This window comes from Acidovorax sp. Leaf78 (genome assembly GCF_001422735.1).
In the GTDB taxonomy this organism is placed as follows: domain Bacteria; phylum Pseudomonadota; class Gammaproteobacteria; order Burkholderiales; family Burkholderiaceae_C; genus Acidovorax.
Window position 1 is genome coordinate 28983 of the sequence record NZ_LMLZ01000002.1, and the last position, 16516, is coordinate 45498.

Sequence of the window (16516 nt, forward strand, 5' to 3'; positions counted from 1 at the left end):
GGCGCGGGCTGATGGGTTTGATGGGTGCTGAGGAAGTGCAGAGCCGGGCGAGGGCTCAGCCTGCGCCGAACCGCTGGCGAATGCCCTGCGCCGTGGCCAGCGGTCGCCCCAGCGCGGCCGCGGCCTCGACCGCCTGGCGCACCAGGGCCGCGTTGTCCGGCGCGGTGCTGCCGTCCTTGCGCAGCAGGTTGTTCTCAAAGCCCACGCGGGCATGCCCGCCGAAGGCCGCGGAGGCGGTGATGCAGGTGTTCTCGGCGGCGCCGAACGCGCACACGGCCCAGGGTTCGGGCCCGTCGTGGGCGGCCAGAAAGGGCAGCAGGTCCCGCGGGCTCGATGTCTGGCCCGCGCTGTAGCGGCCCAGCACGAAAAGCAAAAACCACGGCGCATCCGGCACCACGCCGCTGGCGCGCAGCGCCTGCCAGCGGCGCAGGTCGGCCACGTCGTACAGGATGACCTGCACCATGCAGCGGCGCTGCACCAGGCCCGTGAAGAAGCGCTGCAGTCCGGGCTCGCCGATCTCGGGCTGGTCGATCTCGCGCAGGCCGATGGACACGGCCTCGGGCTGCAGCGCCTCGACCATCGCGATCTGCGCCGGGGCACGGTACACGCCTGCCGCTTCGCTGGTGATCTGCACCACCATCGCATCGCCCACGGCGTGCTGCACCACGCGCCGGGCTTCACGGTAGCCCTCCACGTCCAGGCTGTGGCGGCCCTGGGCGTCGCGGATGTGCATGTGGATCATGGCCGCGCCCGCCTCCAGGCAGGCCTTGGCGGTGGCGGCCAGCGTGGCTGGTGTGGTGGGCACGGCGGGGTGGTCGCTCGGCAGTTTGTACGCGCCGTTGGGCGCCACAGTGACGATCAGCGGATCGGGCCATTGGCTGGGCGCACTGGCAGCGGTGGGCATGGGGTGGGTGCTCATGGCGCGGCTCCAGGGGTAGCCTGCGCAGTGGCGGGCTCGATGGTGGGTAGCTCGCTGGCCAGCAGGGCCAGCCCTTGGCGCAGTAGCGCGTCGTAGCGGGCGCGCTCGGCACGCTTGCGGTCCTCGGGCCAGTCGAAGAAGCCCTTGCCGGTCTTCATGCCCAGCTCGCCGTTGGCCACGCGGTCGCGCAGCGCCTGGGCGGGCACGTTGGTGTTGGACAGCGTGGGGTACATGGTGGCCGCAGCCGCGCAGTGCACCTCGATGCCCGCGTGGTCGCGCTGCAGCACCGGGCCTGCGGCCAGAAAGCGAAAGCCGAAGCCAAAGCGCACGGCGGCGTCCACGTCTTCGGGCGACGCGATGCCTTCGTCGATGAGCGCAAAGGCCTCGCGCGACAGCGCATGTTGCATGCGGTTGGCCAGAAAGCCCGGCTTGTCCTTTTTCACCAGCACCGGCACGCTGCCGCAGCGCCGCATGAAGCCGTGCAGCCACTGGCCCAGCGTGGGGTCGCTGCGCTCGCCCAGCACCACTTCCACCAGCGGCACCAGGTGCGCCGGCATGAAGAAGTGCAGGCCCAGCATGCGCTGCGCGGTGGGCAGGCCGTGCGCAATGGCGCTGATCGGAAAGCCCGAGCTGTTGCTGGCCAGCACCGCGCTGGCCGGCGCCAGGGCCACCAGCTCGCCAAACAGATGCTGCTTGGCGGCCAGTTGCTCGGTGATGCATTCGACCACCAGCACCACGCCGTCCCAGGCCACGTCCTGCAGGCTGGCGCACACCTCCACAGGGCCTGCGCCCGCGGCCAGGCCGGCGGCGTCGAGCTCGGCGGCAATGTGCGGCAAGAGCAGGTCGCGCCGCGCGGTGTGCGGGTCCACCACCGTGACCCGGGCGCCGCCACGGGCCAGGACCACGGCCACGTCCGCACCCATGGTGCCCCCGCCCACGACCACCGTGCGTGCATTGCGCGGCGAACAGATGTCCATGCTGTTGTCTCCTTGTGTTGTCTTGCGGTGCAGTCTAGGCAGGCCGCATTGCGCGGTCCAGACGTATTTTTCGATAGACTGATCGGCCATGAAGATCAATTGGTCGGCCCGCGAGGTCGATGTGTTCCTGGCGCTGGCCGACACGCTGAGCTTTCGGCGCACCGCGCTGCAGATGCACCTGTCGCAGTCGGCGGTGTCGGGCACGCTCGCGCGGCTCGAAGAGATGCTGGGCGCGCGCCTGTTCGATCGCACCACGCGCACGGTGCAGCTCACGCAGGCGGGCGAGGTGTTTGCCGAGCAGGCCCGCTTTCTACGCCACCAGATGGATGAGACGGTGCGCCGCGTGCAGGCCGTGGCGCAGGTGCAGGTGGGGCGGCTCGCGCTGGCGGCGCTGCCGTCGCTGGCGGCGGGGGTGGTGCCCCGCGCGTTCGCGCGGTTTGCGGCGGGGCACCCGGGCGTGCACCTGGAGCTGTTCGACAGCCTGGCGGGCCCGGCGTTCGACATGGTGCGCGCAGGGCGCGTGGACTTCGCGCTCACCGCCGCCAACCCCGCGTATGCCGACCTCGACTACACCCCGCTGTCGTCCGACCGCTTCGTGCTGCTGCTGGCCCGCGCCCACCCGCTGGCGCGCGGCCGCGGTGCGCTGGCCTGGGCCGATGTGGCAGACCTGCCGCACATCTCCATGCCCGCCGGCACCAGCGTGCGCCAGTACGCCGACGAGGCGCTGCTCACGCACCGCATCCGCTTTGCGCCGCGCTACGAGGTGGAGCACCTGGCCACCATCGCGGCCATGGTGGCCGCGCAGCTGGGCGTGAGCGCGCTGCCCGAGCTGGCCGCGCAGGTGGTGCGCCGGCCCGAGGTGGTGACCCGGCCGCTCAAGCAGCCGTCGCTGCGCCGGCCCATCGGCCTCGTGACGCTGCGGGGGCGGCGCCTGTCGCTGGCGGCGGTGCAGATGGTGGCGCTGCTGCGCCAGGAGATGGACGAAGGGGCTGGTGCGTAGTGGCTGCGCCGGGGTGCCGCAATGGCACGAGCGGAGAGTGGTCTGGCAGGATATGAGGTGGTGCCGCACCGCCGAAGCCCGGACAATGGGAGGCGTCCGCCCGGCCCCCACCCCGACCCTGCTGTCGGGCCTCGCGCACAGCGCGCTGCGGGTGCCGGCCCAGGCCCGCACCGCTCCACGTCCTTTTTTTCAGGTAGCCCCACCATGAGCATTCCTTCCCGCGTCAAACTCATCGATGTCGGCCCGCGCGACGGGCTGCAGAACGAGAAATCGCCCGTGCCCGCCGAGGTCAAGATCGCGCTGGTGCACCGCCTGCAGGACGCGGGCCTCAAAGAGATCGAGGTCACGAGCTACGTGAGCCCCAAGTGGGTGCCGCAGATGGCCGACAACCACGAGGTCATGCAGGGCGTGAACCGCGTGGCTGGCGTGCGTTACTCGGTGCTCACGCCCAACCTCAAGGGCTATGAAGCCGCGGTGGCGGACCGGCCTGACGAGATCGTGGTCTTCGGCTCGGCCAGCGAGGCGTTCAGCCAGAAGAACATCAACTGCTCCATCGCCGAGAGCATCGAGCGATTCGCGCCCGTGGTCGAGGCGGCGCTGGCGGCGGGCATCGGCGTGCGCGGCGCGATGAGCTGCACCGTGGGCTGCCCGTACGAGGGCGAGATCGCCCCCGAGCGCGTGGAGTACCTCGCCGGCCTGCTCAAGGGCATCGGCGTGCAGCGCGTGGACGTGGCCGACACCATCGGCGTGGGCACGCCGCGCAAGGTGCAGCGTGCGCTCGAAGCCACGCTGAAGCATTTCGGCATCGACGATGTGTCGGGCCACTTTCACGACACCTACGGCCAGGCGCTGTCCAACACGCTGGCCGCGCTGGAGCTGGGGGTGTGGAACTACCAGTCGTCCGTGGCCGGCCTGGGCGGCTGCCCCTACGCCAAAGGGGCCACCGGCAACGTGGCGACGGAGGACGTGGTCTACATGCTGCACGGCATGGGCATCGAGACGGGCATCGATCTTGATAAGCTCATCGATGCGGGGGCCTACATCAGTGGGTTCCTGAACCGAAAACCCAACTCCCGCGCGGCGAATGCATTGCTGACGAAACGCGCGGGATAGCGCCATCGGCGCAGGAGATGACGACCGTGTGTGGAGCTGAACTGAAGAACCTTCCCGAGGGCGTGCAGCGCGTGGCTGCAGCGCTGCAGACCTTGAACCACCCCCACATGCCGCAGATGCTGGACGACGCCGCGCGCACCGCGCAGCAGGCGGCCGACGCGCTGGGCATCCTGGTGGGGCAGGTGGCCAAGAGCATCATCTTTCGGCGCAAGAGCGACGACGTGGCCGTGCTGGTGGTCACCTCGGGCGACAGGCGCGTGGACGAGAAAAAGGTCGAGGCCCATGTGGGTGGCAAGATCGGCCGGGCCGATGCCGACTTCGTGAAGTCGCGCACCGGCTTTTCCATCGGCGGCGTCTCGCCCGTGGCGCACGCCACGCCGCCCGTCACGCTCATCGACCAGGACCTGCTGCGCTTCGACGTGGTGTGGGCCGCGGCTGGGCACCCGCACAGCGTGTTCCCGCTGCACCCCAGCGACCTGCAGCGGCTGACGGGCGCACCCGTGGTGGACGTGGTGCAGGCGCCTGTGGAAGCCAGCGCACTGCACGCGGCATGAATGCTATAGATTTACTAGCTATTCGCGCCCGGCAGGCAAGCGGTAGCGGCTATTTTGATTCAAAGAGTCAAGAAGTCGTGCCGTCTCCTTGCATCTCGGTGTGCCGCCTGTCGCTCGACCACACGCACTGCGAAGGCTGCTTTCGCACGCTCGACGAGATCCGTATCTGGTCCGGTGCCGATAGCGACACGCGCCGCCGCATCTGGGCCGGGTTGCTGGGGCGTGCCGGGATCACGCTGACAGCGCCGCCCCCGCAGTCCACACCCTCCGCGCAGGAAACGACGCCATGAAGCGCATCACGTTCTACCTCGACTTCGTCTCCCCCTACGCCTGGCTCGCGTTCGAGCGCCTGCCCGAGGTGCTGGAGGGCCTGAGCTACAGCGTGGCCTACAAGCCCGTGCTGCTGGGCGCGCTGCTGCAGCAGCATGCCAACCCGGGCCCCGCCGGCATCGCCCCCAAGCGCGACTGGACCTACCGCCACGTGACCTGGCTGGGCCATGCGCAGGGCACGCTGCTGCAGATGCCCGCGCGGCACCCGTTCAACCCGCTGCCCCTGCTGCGCACGGCGCTGGCGTGCAGCGACGACGGGCACATCAATCGCTTCGTGGCGGGCACGGTGCTGCGCCACGTGTGGCAGGGCGGGCACGACGCGCTCGATGCCGCGCGCCTGGCCGACCTGGCCACGCAGCTCGCGGACCAGCTGCGTCCCGGCGAGGATGCGGCCAGCGACAGCCCCAAAGCCCTGCTGCGCGCCAACACCGAAGCCGCGCAGGCGGCGGGCGTTTTTGGCGTGCCGGCGTTCGAGGTGGACGGCAAGCTGTTCTGGGGGCTCGACGGCCTGCCGATGCTGCGCGCGTACCTCGATGGCGATGCGTGGTTCGACGGTCCGGGCTGGGATGCTGTCAGCCAGCTCCCATCGGGTTTACCCGGCAAGGCGTGAGCGATTTCCGGATGCTGAAAGGGGCCCTGCGGGTTTCACCCTAAGTTGTCAGAGAGCGGTCAGTTTGGTGAAAGCTCGTGTTGGTTTGGCGTCAGAGCGTGGTCAGTGCCATCTCCAAGAATGCGTACAGCCCGCCAGAGCGCGGTCTGCAAAACCAACAGGAGACACACACATGGCAACCGTTCATCCCGCACCGCGGCCGATGTCGCCCGAAGAGAGGAAGGTCATCTTCGCGTCGTCGCTCGGCACTGTTTTCGAGTGGTACGACTTTTATCTGTACGGCTCGCTCGCGGCCATCATCGCCAAGCAGTTCTTCAGCGGTCTGGATGCCGGCTCGGCGTTCATCTTCGCGCTGCTGGCGTTTGCCGCGGGCTTCATCGTCCGTCCGTTCGGCGCCATCTTCTTCGGCCGCCTGGGCGACATGATCGGCCGCAAGTACACCTTCCTGGTCACCATCCTGATCATGGGCCTGTCGACCTTCATCGTCGGCATCCTGCCCACGTATGCGCAGATCGGTGTGGCCGCTCCGGTCATCCTGATCGTGCTGCGCCTGCTGCAAGGCCTGGCCCTGGGCGGTGAATACGGCGGTGCCGCCACCTACGTGGCAGAGCATGCTCCGCACGGCCGTCGCGGCGCCTACACGGCCTGGATCCAGACCACCGCCACGCTGGGTCTGTTCCTGTCGCTGATGGTCATCCTGGGTACCCGCACGGTCATGGGCGAAGAAGCCTTTGGCGACTGGGGCTGGCGCATTCCGTTCATCGTGTCGATCCTGCTGTTGGCCATTTCGGTCTGGATCCGCCTGTCGATGAACGAGTCGCCTGCATTCCAGAAGATGAAGGCCGAGGGCAAGACCTCCAAGGCGCCGCTCAAGGAATCGTTCGGCGAGTGGAAGAACCTCAAGATCGTGATCCTGGCACTGGTGGGCCTGACCGCCGGCCAGGCCGTGGTCTGGTACTCGGGCCAGTTCTACGCGCTGTTCTTCCTGACGCAAGCGCTCAAGGTCGATGGCGCCACCGCCAACATCTTCGTCGCGATCTCGCTGTTGATCGGCACGCCGTTCTTCATCGTGTTCGGTGCGCTGTCCGACAAGATCGGCCGCAAGCCGATCATCCTGGCAGGCTGCCTGCTGGCTGCGGTGACGTACTTCCCGGTGTTCGGCGCGCTGACCAAGGCGGCCAACCCCGCCCTGGCCGAAGCGCAGGCCAAGAACCAGGTGGTCGTGACGGCCAACCCCGACGAGTGCTCGTTCCAGTTCAACCCCACCGGCACCACCAAGTTCACCAGCTCGTGCGACATCGCCAAGCAGGTGCTGGCTGGCGCTTCGGTGAGCTATGAGAACGCCACGGCCGCTGCCGGCACGCCCGCCACGATCAAGATTGGCGAGACGGTCATCACGTCTTACACCAGCAAGGGCCTGCCCGCTGACGAAGCCAAGAAGAAGGACGGCGAGTTCAAGAAGGCCGTGGCCGATGCCCTGAAGGCTGCCGGCTACCCCACCAAGGCAGACCCTGCCCGCATCGACAAGGTCATGGTCGTTGTGATCCTGACTTACCTGGTGCTGCTGGTGACCATGGTGTACGGGCCTATCGCCGCCATGCTGGTGGAAATGTTCCCGACCCGCATCCGCTACACGTCCATGTCCCTGCCGTACCACATCGGTAACGGCTGGTTCGGCGGCCTGCTGCCCACCACGGCGTTCGCCATCGTGGCCCAGACCGGCAACATGTACAACGGTTTGTGGTACCCCATCATCATTGCCGGCGCGACGGTGGTGATCGGTGGCCTGTTCATCAAGGAAACCAAGGACGTCGACATCTACGCCAACGACTGACCGGTGCTGATGAAGAAGATCGTCATGAATTGACGGGTGCACAGGGCCCGCCCGCAAGGGACGGGCCCTGTGTTCCATCAAGGGGCTTGTGCCACACAGCACAACCTACAACGCAGCGCCCAGGCTCCTTGATTGAACAAACCCAAACTCAAACCCAAACCCCCACCCGCCCGCGGGAACCAAGGAGATATTTATGTGGAAGATTGCTGTTGGCTTCGTTTTGTTCGCTGCCCTGTCGATGTACGTCATCATCAAGGCGGGCGACAAGGCCGACATGGGCGGTGAAAAGCATGGTGCCGATGCGGTACACGTGCCTGAAACACCCGCCAGCGCACCGGCACCCGTGGTGGCGCCTGCCGCTTCGGCACCAGCGTCGGCTGCCAGCGCGCCATGATGCTGGTTTGAAGGACCGCAGGGGGCAGCGGCGTGTAGCGCCGGTGCCCCTGCAAGAAAGCTTCAAAGACAAAAAGCCCGGGCCATGGTGGCACCGGGCTTTTTTGTTTGTTGGCTGGGCGTTCTCACCCTGTCGGCTGCATCTGCCGCATCGGCCTCATCGGCCTCATCCCCCCGCCATTCCTCAGCGCTTGAACCGCCCGTCGCTGCCGATGATGGACAGGTCCGAAAAATCCAGCCCGCTGTGGTCCGTGGGGCTGTAGCTCAGCTCCAGGCCGCCCAGGTCCCATTTCTTGATGCCTTCCAGGCCCGCCTGCAGTTTGGCGCGGTCGGGCTTGGGGCCGGCGCGCTTGAGGCCTTCGACCAGTACCTTGGCGGTCACGAAGCCCTCCACCATGGCGGGAGTGAGGTCGGCGATGTTCTTGGCGCGGGCGAGGTCCATGGCCTCCTTGATGACCGCGTAGTTCAGCGACCGCTCGGACGGAAACACCTGCGTGACGACCACGCCGCGCGCCTGTTCGCCCAGCGCCTTCACAAAGCCGCCCGAGGCGTTGTTGGACAGCGTGACGATCTGGCCCGTGACGCCCGCGCCGCGCAGTGCCTTGATGCCGTCGACCACCGCAGCGCCGGTGCCGATGAAAATGACGGCCTGCGGCTGCTTGCCCGCCACGCGCGGTGCGATGGCGCTGTAGTCGGGCTTGGCGCGGTCGAACTTCTCGACGAAGGCGGCTTCGAGGTTATTGGCCTTGAAGCCGATCTGCGCACCGGCCAGGCCGTCGGCGCCGAAGGTGTCGTCCACATGCACCACGCCGATGCGCTTGATGCCCAGTGTGTTCAGGTGCGTGATGGCTTTTTCGACTTCGCGCTGGTAGGGCGCGCGCACGTTGAAGATGTACTTGCTGACCGGCTGGTGAAGCGCGATGGCGCCGGTGGACGGCCCCACCAGCGCCACGCCGTGCTGCTCCAGCAGCGGGATGATGCCCTGCGTGTGCGGCGTGCCGCGGGTCATGAACAGGCCGACCACATTCTTCTGCTCGATCAGCGTTTTCGTGTTCTCCAGCGTGAGCTTGGGGTCGAACTTGTCGTCCAGCAGCACCAGCTCCACCTTCTGCCCGCCCACGCCGCCGCGCGCGTTGACGTGGTCGATGTACAGGGCGGCCCCTTGGGTGGACTCGGCCACGGTGGCGGCGGCCGAGCCGGTCACCCCCACGGTCTGGCCGATGAGGATCTGTGCGTGCGCAGCGTGGGCGATGCCCAGTGCCAGGGCCAGCAGGGCCGCGCGCTTCGCCAGGGGGCCGGGGACTGTCATGGTGTGCCTCTTTCTTGTGAGGGTGCCGAGTTTAGGGACGGGCCATGGCAGGGCATCTGTAGAAACGCGTAGTGGCGGCATTCCATGCTGCGCGCCTGGCCGTAGCCGTAGCCTTGGCCCCAGTGGCAGCTGCCCCGGCAGCCCGTCACCGCCTGAACTTGCCGTCCGTGCCGATGATGGACAAATCGGCAAAGTCCAGGCCCGTGTGGTCCTCGGGGCTGTAGCTCACCTCCAGCCCGCCCAGGTCCAGCTTCTTGATGCTCTCCAGGCCCGCATGGAGCTTCTCGCGCGTGGGCTTGGGGCCGGCGCGCCTGATGCCTTCCACCAGCACCTTGGCGGCCGCATAGCCTTCCAGCATGGCCGGGGTGATGTCGCCCGCGCCCTTGGCCTTGGCCAGCTCCTGCGCTTCCTTGACCATGGGGTAGGTCACGGCCCGCTCGTTGGGGTAGACCTGCGTCACGATCACGCCGCGCGCGTTGGCGCCCAGGCTCTTGATGAAGCCGCCCGAGGCATTGTTCGACAGCGTCACGATCTGCGCGGCCGAGCCCGCGGTGCGAAAGGCGGTGTTGGCCTCCACCACAGTCGAGCCAGACGCGATGATCAGAACGGCCTGCGTATCGGCCTTGGCCACCTTGGCGGCGATGGCCGTGAAGTCCGGCTTGGCGCGGTCGAATTTTTCCAGCGCCACGGGCGTGAGCTTGGCGCCCGCCAAGCCCTTTTGCGCACCCGCCACGCCGTCGGCGCCGAAGCTGTCGTCCGCGTACACGACTGCAATGCGCGAGATGCCCATAGAGGCCAGGTGGGTCATGGCTTTTTCGGCCTCGCGCTGGTAGGTGGCGCGCACGTTGAAGATGTACTTGCGCACCGGCTGGTGCAGCACCATGGCGCCGGTGGAGGGCGCCACCAGGGCCACGCCGTGCTTTTCCAGCAGAGGGATCATGGCCTCGGTGTGCGGCGTGCCCCGCGTGAGAAACAGCGCCAGCACGTTGTTGTCTTCGATGAGCTTGCGCGCGTTCTCGGCCGCGATCTTGGGGTCGAACTTGTCGTCCAGCGAGGTCAGCTCGATCTTCTGACCGTTGATGCCACCCTTGGCATTGACCATGTCGATATAAAGCTTGGCGCCGTCGGTAGTCTCCTTCACGCCCGCGGCCACCTGGCCCGAGAAGCCCGCGGTCTGCCCGATGAGGATCTGCGCATGGCCGGCCGTGGCCATGCCGAGTGCCAAGGCGGTCGCTCCTGCCCACTGAATGTGCCATCGGTTCATGGTTGTCTCCTGTTTGTGTCTTTGCGTAAGAGTTCAGTCTAAGCGCATGTATTTGAAGCGTTTAAAGGGTTTGTCCGAGAAAAACACCCCTTTGCCAAGGGCTTTTTCGCCTTGTCAAACCGGCGCGCATCGCGTTCCGGGGGTAATCCGGGCCGCCCGGCAGACCCGGCTCCGCGTCCCTAGAATGTTCCGCCTTACCCCAGAAAGACTGCCTCCATGACCCAGGGACTGATCCGTATCCGCGGCGCACGCCAGCACAACCTCAAGAACCTGGATCTGGACATCCGCACTGGCGAGCTCACGGTGGTCACCGGCCCCAGCGGCTCGGGCAAATCCAGCCTGGTGTTCGACACGCTGTACGCCGAGGGCCAGCGTCGCTACGTGGAGACCTTCAGCGCCTACGCGCGCCAGTTCCTCGACCGCATGGACAAACCGGCGGTGGACAAGGTCGAAGGCGTGCCGCCCGCCATCGCCATCGATCAGACCAACCCCGTGCGCTCCAGCCGCTCCACCGTGGGCACGATGACGGAGCTCAACGACCATTTGAAGCTCTTGTTTGCGCGCGCCGGCCAGCTGTTCGACAAGGAGACCGCGCAGCCCGTGCGCCACGACTCGCCCGAGACCATCTACGCCGAGCTGCAGCGCCGCAGCGCCGAGGCCGGCGACCCGCGCGTGGTGCTGACCTTCCCGGTCGAGTTGCCGGGCGGCACGTCGCCCGAGCAGGTGGAGCAGTGGCTGTCGGCCAGCGGCATCACCAAGGTGCAGGCCGAGCGCGAAGTGGCCACGCCCACCGGCCCGCGCAAGGTGCTCGATGTGGTGGCCGACCGCTTCCGCCTGGGCAATGCCGAGAAGGCGCGCGTGGTCGAGGCCATCGAGGTCGCGCTCAAGCGTGGCACGGGTCGGCTGAACGTGTACGTTCTGCCCCAAGCCGTTCAGCCTGAGCCGGTCGAAGGCCAGGGCAGCGCTTCGACCGGCTCAGCGCACACGGAACCCGCGCCCGAACTCTGGCGCTTTTCCACCGGCCTGCACTGCCCCGACAGCGACCTGCGCTACAGCGACCCGATCCCCTCGATGTTCTCGTTCAACTCCGCCGTGGGCGCGTGCGAGAGCTGCCGGGGCTTCGGCCGCGTGATCGGCGTGGACTACGGCCTCGTCATCCCCAACGACAAGCTCACGCTGCGTGCGGGGGCCATCAAGACCATCCAGACCCCCGCGTGGAAAGAGGCGCAGGACGACCTCATGCGCCATGCCGAAACCGCCGGCATCCCGCGCGACACGCCCTGGAACAAACTCACCGACGACCAGAAGAAATGGGTCATCGGCGGCGCGCCGGGCTACAAGGACGGGCAGTGGAGCAAGCAGTGGTACGGCATCAAGCGCTTCTTCGAGTACCTGGAGAGCAAGGCCTACAAGATGCACATCCGCGTGCTGCTGTCCAAGTACCGCAGCTACACGCCGTGCCCCACCTGCGCGGGTGCGCGGCTCAAGACCGAAAGCCTGCTGTGGCGCGTGGGCAGCAAGGATGACGCTGACGCCGCGGTCGACCCGGCCCGCCGCTTCATGCCCGAGGGCGTGCAGTGGTCGCGCGCGCAGCTCGAAGCACTGCCCGGCCTGTGCCTGCACGACCTGATGCTGCTGCCCATCGACCGGCTGCGCCGCTTCTTCGACCGCATGGAGCTGCCCGTGGGCGACGCCGCGGCCGGTGGCGATGCGCAGGCTCTGAAGCTGCTGCATGAAGAGATCACCACGCGCCTTCGCTACCTGTGCGACGTGGGCATCGGCTACCTCACGCTCGACCGCCAAAGCCGCACGCTGAGCGGCGGCGAGGTGCAGCGCATCAACCTGACGACCGCGCTGGGCACCAGCCTGGTCAACACGCTCTTCGTGCTGGACGAGCCCAGCATCGGCCTGCACCCGCGCGACATGCACCGCATCACCGAGGCCATGCTGCGCCTGCGCGACGCGGGCAACACCCTGGTGGTGGTGGAGCATGACCCGGCCGTGATGCTCGCGGCCGACCGCATGATCGACATGGGCCCCGGCCCGGGCCGGTTGGGCGGGCAGATCGTGTTCGACGGCACCACGGCCGACCTGCGCCATGCCGACACGCTCACCGGCGCCTACCTCAGCGGGCGCAAGCACGTGGGCTTCGGCTTCAAGCGCATGGTGACGGAATCGACACCGCGCCTCATCCTGGAAGGCGCACGCGAGCACAACCTGCAGAACGTGTCGGTCGAGTTCCCGCTGCAGCGCCTGGTCACAGTGACGGGTGTGAGCGGCTCGGGCAAGTCGAGCCTGATCCAGGACGTGCTGGCCCCTGCGCTGCTGCGCCACTTCGGCAAGGCCACCGATGCGCCGGGCGCGCACGACCGCATGCTGGGCGCCGACCACCTGTCGGACGTGGTGTTCGTGGACCAGTCCCCCATCGGCAAGACCGCGCGCTCCAACCCGGTGAGCTACGTGGGCGCGTGGGACAGCGTGCGCGAGCTGTTCGCCGTGGCGCCGCTGTCCAAACAGCGCAGCTACACCGCCGCCAAGTTCAGCTTCAACAGCGGCGACGGGCGCTGCCCGACCTGCGGTGGATCGGGCTTCGAGCATGTGGAGATGCAGTTTTTGTCGGACGTGTACCTGCGCTGCCCGGACTGCGATGGCAAGCGCTACCGCCCTGAAATTTTGGAGATCACCATCGAGCGCGGTGGCCGGACGCTGAACGTGGCCGATGTGCTGGCCCTGACCGTGGCCGAAGCCGCCGCGCTGTTCGCCGCCGACCGCGACGTGATCCGCGCGCTGCAGCCCATCGTGGACGTGGGGCTGGAATACGTGGCACTGGGCCAGCCCGTGCCCACGCTCAGCGGCGGCGAGGCGCAGCGCTTGAAGTTGGCAGGCTTCCTGGCCGAGGCGGCGCGGGTGCAAAGCAAGTCGCGCCAGGCCGTGGCGCGCAAAGGCACACTGTTCTTGTTCGACGAGCCCACCACGGGCCTGCACTTCGACGACATCGCCAAGCTCATGCGCGCGCTGCGCAAACTCATCGACGCGGGGCACTCGCTCATCGTCATCGAGCACAACCTCGACGTGATCCGCGCGAGCGACTGGCTCATCGACCTGGGCCCCGAAGGCGGCTACGCTGGCGGCCTGGTCGTGGCCGAAGGCACGCCCGAAGACGTGCGCCAGCACACCACCTCGCACACCGGCCAGGCGCTGCGCGACTACGAACTCACGCTGGGCGTGGGCGGCCACTCGGTGCACGAGAAAGCCGCTGCGCTACGAAAAAGAGAGCTGGTGGCGCTGGATGGTAAAGCGGTGGAGGCCAAAAATGCCATACAAATCGTCAACGCCAAGGAGCACAACCTCAAGAACCTGAGCGTGGACATTCCGCGCGGCAAGTTCAACGTGGTCACCGGCGTGAGCGGCTCGGGCAAGTCCACCCTCGCGTTCGACATCCTGTTCAACGAGGGCCAGCGCCGTTACCTCGAATCGCTCAACGCCTATGCCCGTTCCATAGTGCAGCCCGCGGGCCGGCCCGAGGTGGATGCCGTGTACGGCATCCCGCCCACCGTGGCCATCGAGCAGCGCCTGTCGCGCGGCGGGCGGAAGTCCACCGTGGGCACGACCACCGAGGTGTGGCACTTCCTGCGCCTGCTGTACGTCAAGCTGGGCACCCAGCACTGCGTGAAGGATGGCGCCGCAGTGCAGCCGCAGACGCCCGAGAGCATTGCCGCCCAGCTGCTCACGCAGTTCCGCGGCCAGCACATCGGGCTGCTGGCGCCGCTGGTGATGAACCGCAAGGGCGTGTACACCGAGCTGGCCGACTGGGCGCGGCCGCGCGGCTTCACGCACCTGCGCGTGGACGGCAACTTTTTGCCCACCACCAACTTCCCGCGCATCGACCGGTTCAAGGAGCACACCATCGAGCTGCCAGTGGCCAGTATTGACGTCTCTCCCGACAACGAGGCCCTGCTGCGCGAGTCGCTGGCGCAGGCGCTCACGCACGGCAAGGGCGTGGTGCATGTGCTCAGCAGCATCGCGGACCTGCGCGCGGCGATGGAGGGCGGCCAGCCCACTGCAGGCATCGGCCATCTGCACGCGTACTCGACCAAGCGGGCCTGCCCGGTGTGCGCCACCAGCTATGCCGAGCTGGACCCGCGCCTCTTCAGCTACAACAGCAAGCACGGCTGGTGCCCCGACTGCGTGGGCACGGGCGTCAAGCTCACCAAGGAGCAGCGCAAGGTGTTCGATGACTCGGTGCAGGACGACAAGGAAAAGGGCCGCGAGCAGACCTTTGCCGAGCCCGAGGTGGAAGACCTGCAGGACACCGCCTGCGCCACCTGCCACGGCACCCGCCTGAACGCCACGGCCCGCGCCGTGAAGTTCGCGGGGGTGGGCATCACCGACATCGCCGCCATGTCCGTGACGGACGTGCGCCGCTGGGTGGAGACCCTGCGCGCCGACGGCGGCATGTCGGTGCGCGAGGCCGACATCGCGCGTGACCTCGTGCCCGAGATCCAGAGCCGCCTGGAGTTCCTCGAAGAGGTGGGCCTGTCGTACCTCACGCTCGACCGGGGCGCACCGACCTTGAGCGGTGGCGAGGCACAGCGCATCCGCCTGGCCGCGCAGCTGGGCAGCAACCTGCAGGGCGTGTGCTACGTGCTGGATGAGCCCACCATCGGCCTGCACGCACGCGACAACCAGATCCTGCTCAACGCCCTGCACAAGCTGGGTGACAAAGGCAACACGCTGGTGGTGGTGGAGCACGACGAGGACACCATCCGCCGCGCCGACCACATCATCGACATCGGCCCGAGCGCCGGCAAACGCGGCGGGCGCCTGGTGGCGCAGGGCAGCGTCGCCGACATCACCGGGGCCGAAGACTCGCAGACGGGCCGCTACCTGCTGCACGCCATGCGCCACCCGCTGCAGCTGCGCCGCAGCATGCTGCCCGAGGTGCTGGAGTCCGTCGACACCGAAGACGCTGACGCTGTGACCGCGCCCAAGGGCCGCCAAAGCGCCGCCGTCAAGAAGCGCGCCGCGCAGGCTGCATCGCTGGCCGCCAGCGCGCTGGAAGACGCCAAGGCCCGCGCCGCCATCCGCTGGCTGACGGTGCACGGCGCGCAGCTGCACAACCTGCAGAACGTGACCGCCACGCTGCCCCTGCACCGCCTGGTGGCCGTCACGGGTGTGAGCGGTTCGGGCAAGTCCACACTGGCGCGCGACGTGCTGCTGGCCAACGTGCAGGCCTGGGTGCAGCAGCGCTCCACCAAGGCCGGGCGTGACGCCATGGACTCGGGCAAGGCGCCGCCCCTGGTGGGCTGCACGGGCCTGGCGGGCTTCGAGAGCATCGACCGCGTGCTCGAAGTGGACCAGACGCCCATCGGCAAGACGCCGCGCAGCTGCCCGGCCACCTACATCGGCTTCTGGGACACCATCCGCAAGCTCTTTGCCGAAACCCTGGAGGCCAAGGCGCGTGGCTATGCGGCCGGGCGCTTCAGCTTCAACACCGGCGAAGGCCGCTGCGCAAGCTGCGAAGGCGCGGGCGTGCGCACCATCGAGATGAGTTTCCTGCCCGATGTGAAGGTGCCGTGCGAGACCTGCCACGGCGCGCGCTTCAGCCCCGAGACGCTGGCCGTCACCTGGCGCGGCAAGAGCATCGGCGACGTGCTGCAGATGGAGGTGGACGAGGCGGTGGACTTCTTCGCCAGCATGCCCAGCATCGCGCACCCGCTGCAGCTGTTGAAGGACGTGGGCCTGGGCTACCTCACGCTGGGCCAGCCGTCGCCCACGCTGTCCGGCGGCGAGGCGCAGCGCATCAAGCTCGTGACCGAACTCACCAAGGTGCGCGACGAAGTGGGCCGCCGCGGCCAGAAGGCGCCGCACACGCTTTACGTGCTGGACGAACCCACGGTGGGCCTGCACATGGCCGACGTGGACAAGCTCATCCGCGTGCTGCACCGGCTGGTGGACGGCGGCCACAGCGTGGTGGTGATCGAGCACGACCTCGACGTCATCGCCGAGGCCGACTGGATCATCGACCTGGGGCCCGAAGGCGGCAAGGAAGGCGGCCGCATCGTGGCGGCGGCCACGCCGGAAGAGGTGGTGCAGCAGGGCACGCACACGGGGCGGGCTCTGGCTGCGGTGCTGGCGCGGTAAGCATCGGCGGCTCACGGTGCCGTCCCAGGCAGAGCCGTAAAGCGTTGTGCGGATGTTCTGCGTGCACAG

The 16516-nt window shown here is 67.9% G+C and carries 12 protein-coding genes; 8 read left to right on the forward strand and 4 right to left on the reverse strand.

Going from position 1 to position 16516, the window contains the following annotated elements; genetic code table 11:
• Positions 1-55 precede the first annotated feature (55 nt).
• Positions 56-919 carry a 3-keto-5-aminohexanoate cleavage protein gene (locus ASF16_RS03305; RefSeq protein WP_056162719.1) on the reverse strand — a complete coding sequence of 288 codons (864 nt, stop codon included), beginning with the start codon at positions 917-919 and terminating at the stop codon, positions 56-58.
• The gene (locus ASF16_RS03310) at positions 916-1896 is read right to left on the reverse strand and encodes a 3-hydroxyacyl-CoA dehydrogenase family protein (protein ID WP_056162722.1); all 981 of its coding nucleotides are present in this window, start codon (positions 1894-1896) and stop codon (positions 916-918) included. The genes ASF16_RS03305 and ASF16_RS03310 overlap by 4 nt, the downstream gene beginning before the upstream one ends.
• A gap of 88 nt (positions 1897-1984) precedes the next feature.
• Here ASF16_RS03310 and ASF16_RS03315 point away from each other — a divergent pair, with 88 nt between their 5' ends.
• From ASF16_RS03315 to ASF16_RS03345, 7 genes are all read left to right on the forward strand, one after another.
• Complete coding sequence (locus tag ASF16_RS03315) at positions 1985-2896, forward strand: LysR family transcriptional regulator (RefSeq protein ID WP_010466723.1); 912 nt, start codon at positions 1985-1987, stop codon at positions 2894-2896.
• 204 nt (positions 2897-3100) lie between these two features.
• Positions 3101-4009 carry a hydroxymethylglutaryl-CoA lyase gene (locus ASF16_RS03320; protein WP_056162725.1) on the forward strand — a complete coding sequence of 303 codons (909 nt, stop codon included), beginning with the start codon at positions 3101-3103 and terminating at the stop codon, positions 4007-4009.
• A gap of 26 nt (positions 4010-4035) precedes the next feature.
• Entirely contained in the window at positions 4036-4563 is a 528-nt protein-coding gene (locus ASF16_RS03325; protein ID WP_056162998.1) for a YbaK/EbsC family protein, read from the forward strand.
• Complete coding sequence (locus ASF16_RS03330) at positions 4560-4853, forward strand: DUF1289 domain-containing protein (RefSeq protein ID WP_056162728.1); 294 nt, start codon at positions 4560-4562, stop codon at positions 4851-4853. Before ASF16_RS03325 ends, ASF16_RS03330 begins: the two co-directional genes overlap by 4 nt.
• Positions 4850-5503: a 2-hydroxychromene-2-carboxylate isomerase gene (locus ASF16_RS03335; protein WP_056162731.1), complete on the forward strand. Its 654-nt coding sequence runs from the start codon at positions 4850-4852 to the stop codon at positions 5501-5503. Before ASF16_RS03330 ends, ASF16_RS03335 begins: the two co-directional genes overlap by 4 nt.
• A gap of 172 nt (positions 5504-5675) precedes the next feature.
• Positions 5676-7337: an MFS transporter gene (locus ASF16_RS03340; protein WP_056162734.1), complete on the forward strand. Its 1662-nt coding sequence runs from the start codon at positions 5676-5678 to the stop codon at positions 7335-7337.
• Positions 7338-7530: 193 nt separating this feature from the next.
• Positions 7531-7731 carry a hypothetical protein gene (locus ASF16_RS03345; RefSeq protein WP_056162738.1) on the forward strand — a complete coding sequence of 67 codons (201 nt, stop codon included), beginning with the start codon at positions 7531-7533 and terminating at the stop codon, positions 7729-7731.
• 183 nt (positions 7732-7914) lie between these two features.
• Here ASF16_RS03345 and ASF16_RS03350 read toward each other — a convergent pair whose 3' ends face one another.
• Entirely contained in the window at positions 7915-9039 is a 1125-nt protein-coding gene (locus ASF16_RS03350; RefSeq protein WP_056162741.1) for an ABC transporter substrate-binding protein, read from the reverse strand.
• Positions 9040-9184: 145 nt separating this feature from the next.
• Complete coding sequence (locus ASF16_RS03355; RefSeq protein WP_056162744.1) at positions 9185-10303, reverse strand: ABC transporter substrate-binding protein; 1119 nt, start codon at positions 10301-10303, stop codon at positions 9185-9187.
• Positions 10304-10519: 216 nt separating this feature from the next.
• Here ASF16_RS03355 and uvrA point away from each other — a divergent pair, with 216 nt between their 5' ends.
• Complete coding sequence (gene uvrA / locus ASF16_RS03360; RefSeq protein ID WP_056162747.1) at positions 10520-16447, forward strand: excinuclease ABC subunit UvrA; 5928 nt, start codon at positions 10520-10522, stop codon at positions 16445-16447.
• Positions 16448-16516: the final 69 nt, after the last annotated feature.

What these genes read in the sequence shown, in the direction of transcription:
- ASF16_RS03305 (WP_056162719.1), bottom strand. Translation starts at nt 919, where the DNA reads ATGAGCACCCACCCCATGCCCACCGCTGCCAGTGCGCCCAGCCAATGG.
- ASF16_RS03320 (WP_056162725.1), top strand. Translation starts at nt 3,101, where the DNA reads ATGAGCATTCCTTCCCGCGTCAAACTCATCGATGTCGGCCCGCGCGAC.
- uvrA (WP_056162747.1), top strand. Translation starts at nt 10,520, where the DNA reads ATGACCCAGGGACTGATCCGTATCCGCGGCGCACGCCAGCACAACCTC.
- ASF16_RS03350 (WP_056162741.1), bottom strand. Translation starts at nt 9,039, where the DNA reads ATGACAGTCCCCGGCCCCCTGGCGAAGCGCGCGGCCCTGCTGGCCCTG.
- ASF16_RS03345 (WP_056162738.1), top strand. Translation starts at nt 7,531, where the DNA reads ATGTGGAAGATTGCTGTTGGCTTCGTTTTGTTCGCTGCCCTGTCGATG.
- ASF16_RS03310 (WP_056162722.1), bottom strand. Translation starts at nt 1,896, where the DNA reads ATGGACATCTGTTCGCCGCGCAATGCACGCACGGTGGTCGTGGGCGGG.
- ASF16_RS03340 (WP_056162734.1), top strand. Translation starts at nt 5,676, where the DNA reads ATGGCAACCGTTCATCCCGCACCGCGGCCGATGTCGCCCGAAGAGAGG.
- ASF16_RS03335 (WP_056162731.1), top strand. Translation starts at nt 4,850, where the DNA reads ATGAAGCGCATCACGTTCTACCTCGACTTCGTCTCCCCCTACGCCTGG.
- ASF16_RS03355 (WP_056162744.1), bottom strand. Translation starts at nt 10,303, where the DNA reads ATGAACCGATGGCACATTCAGTGGGCAGGAGCGACCGCCTTGGCACTC.
- ASF16_RS03315 (WP_010466723.1), top strand. Translation starts at nt 1,985, where the DNA reads ATGAAGATCAATTGGTCGGCCCGCGAGGTCGATGTGTTCCTGGCGCTG.
- ASF16_RS03330 (WP_056162728.1), top strand. Translation starts at nt 4,560, where the DNA reads ATGAATGCTATAGATTTACTAGCTATTCGCGCCCGGCAGGCAAGCGGT.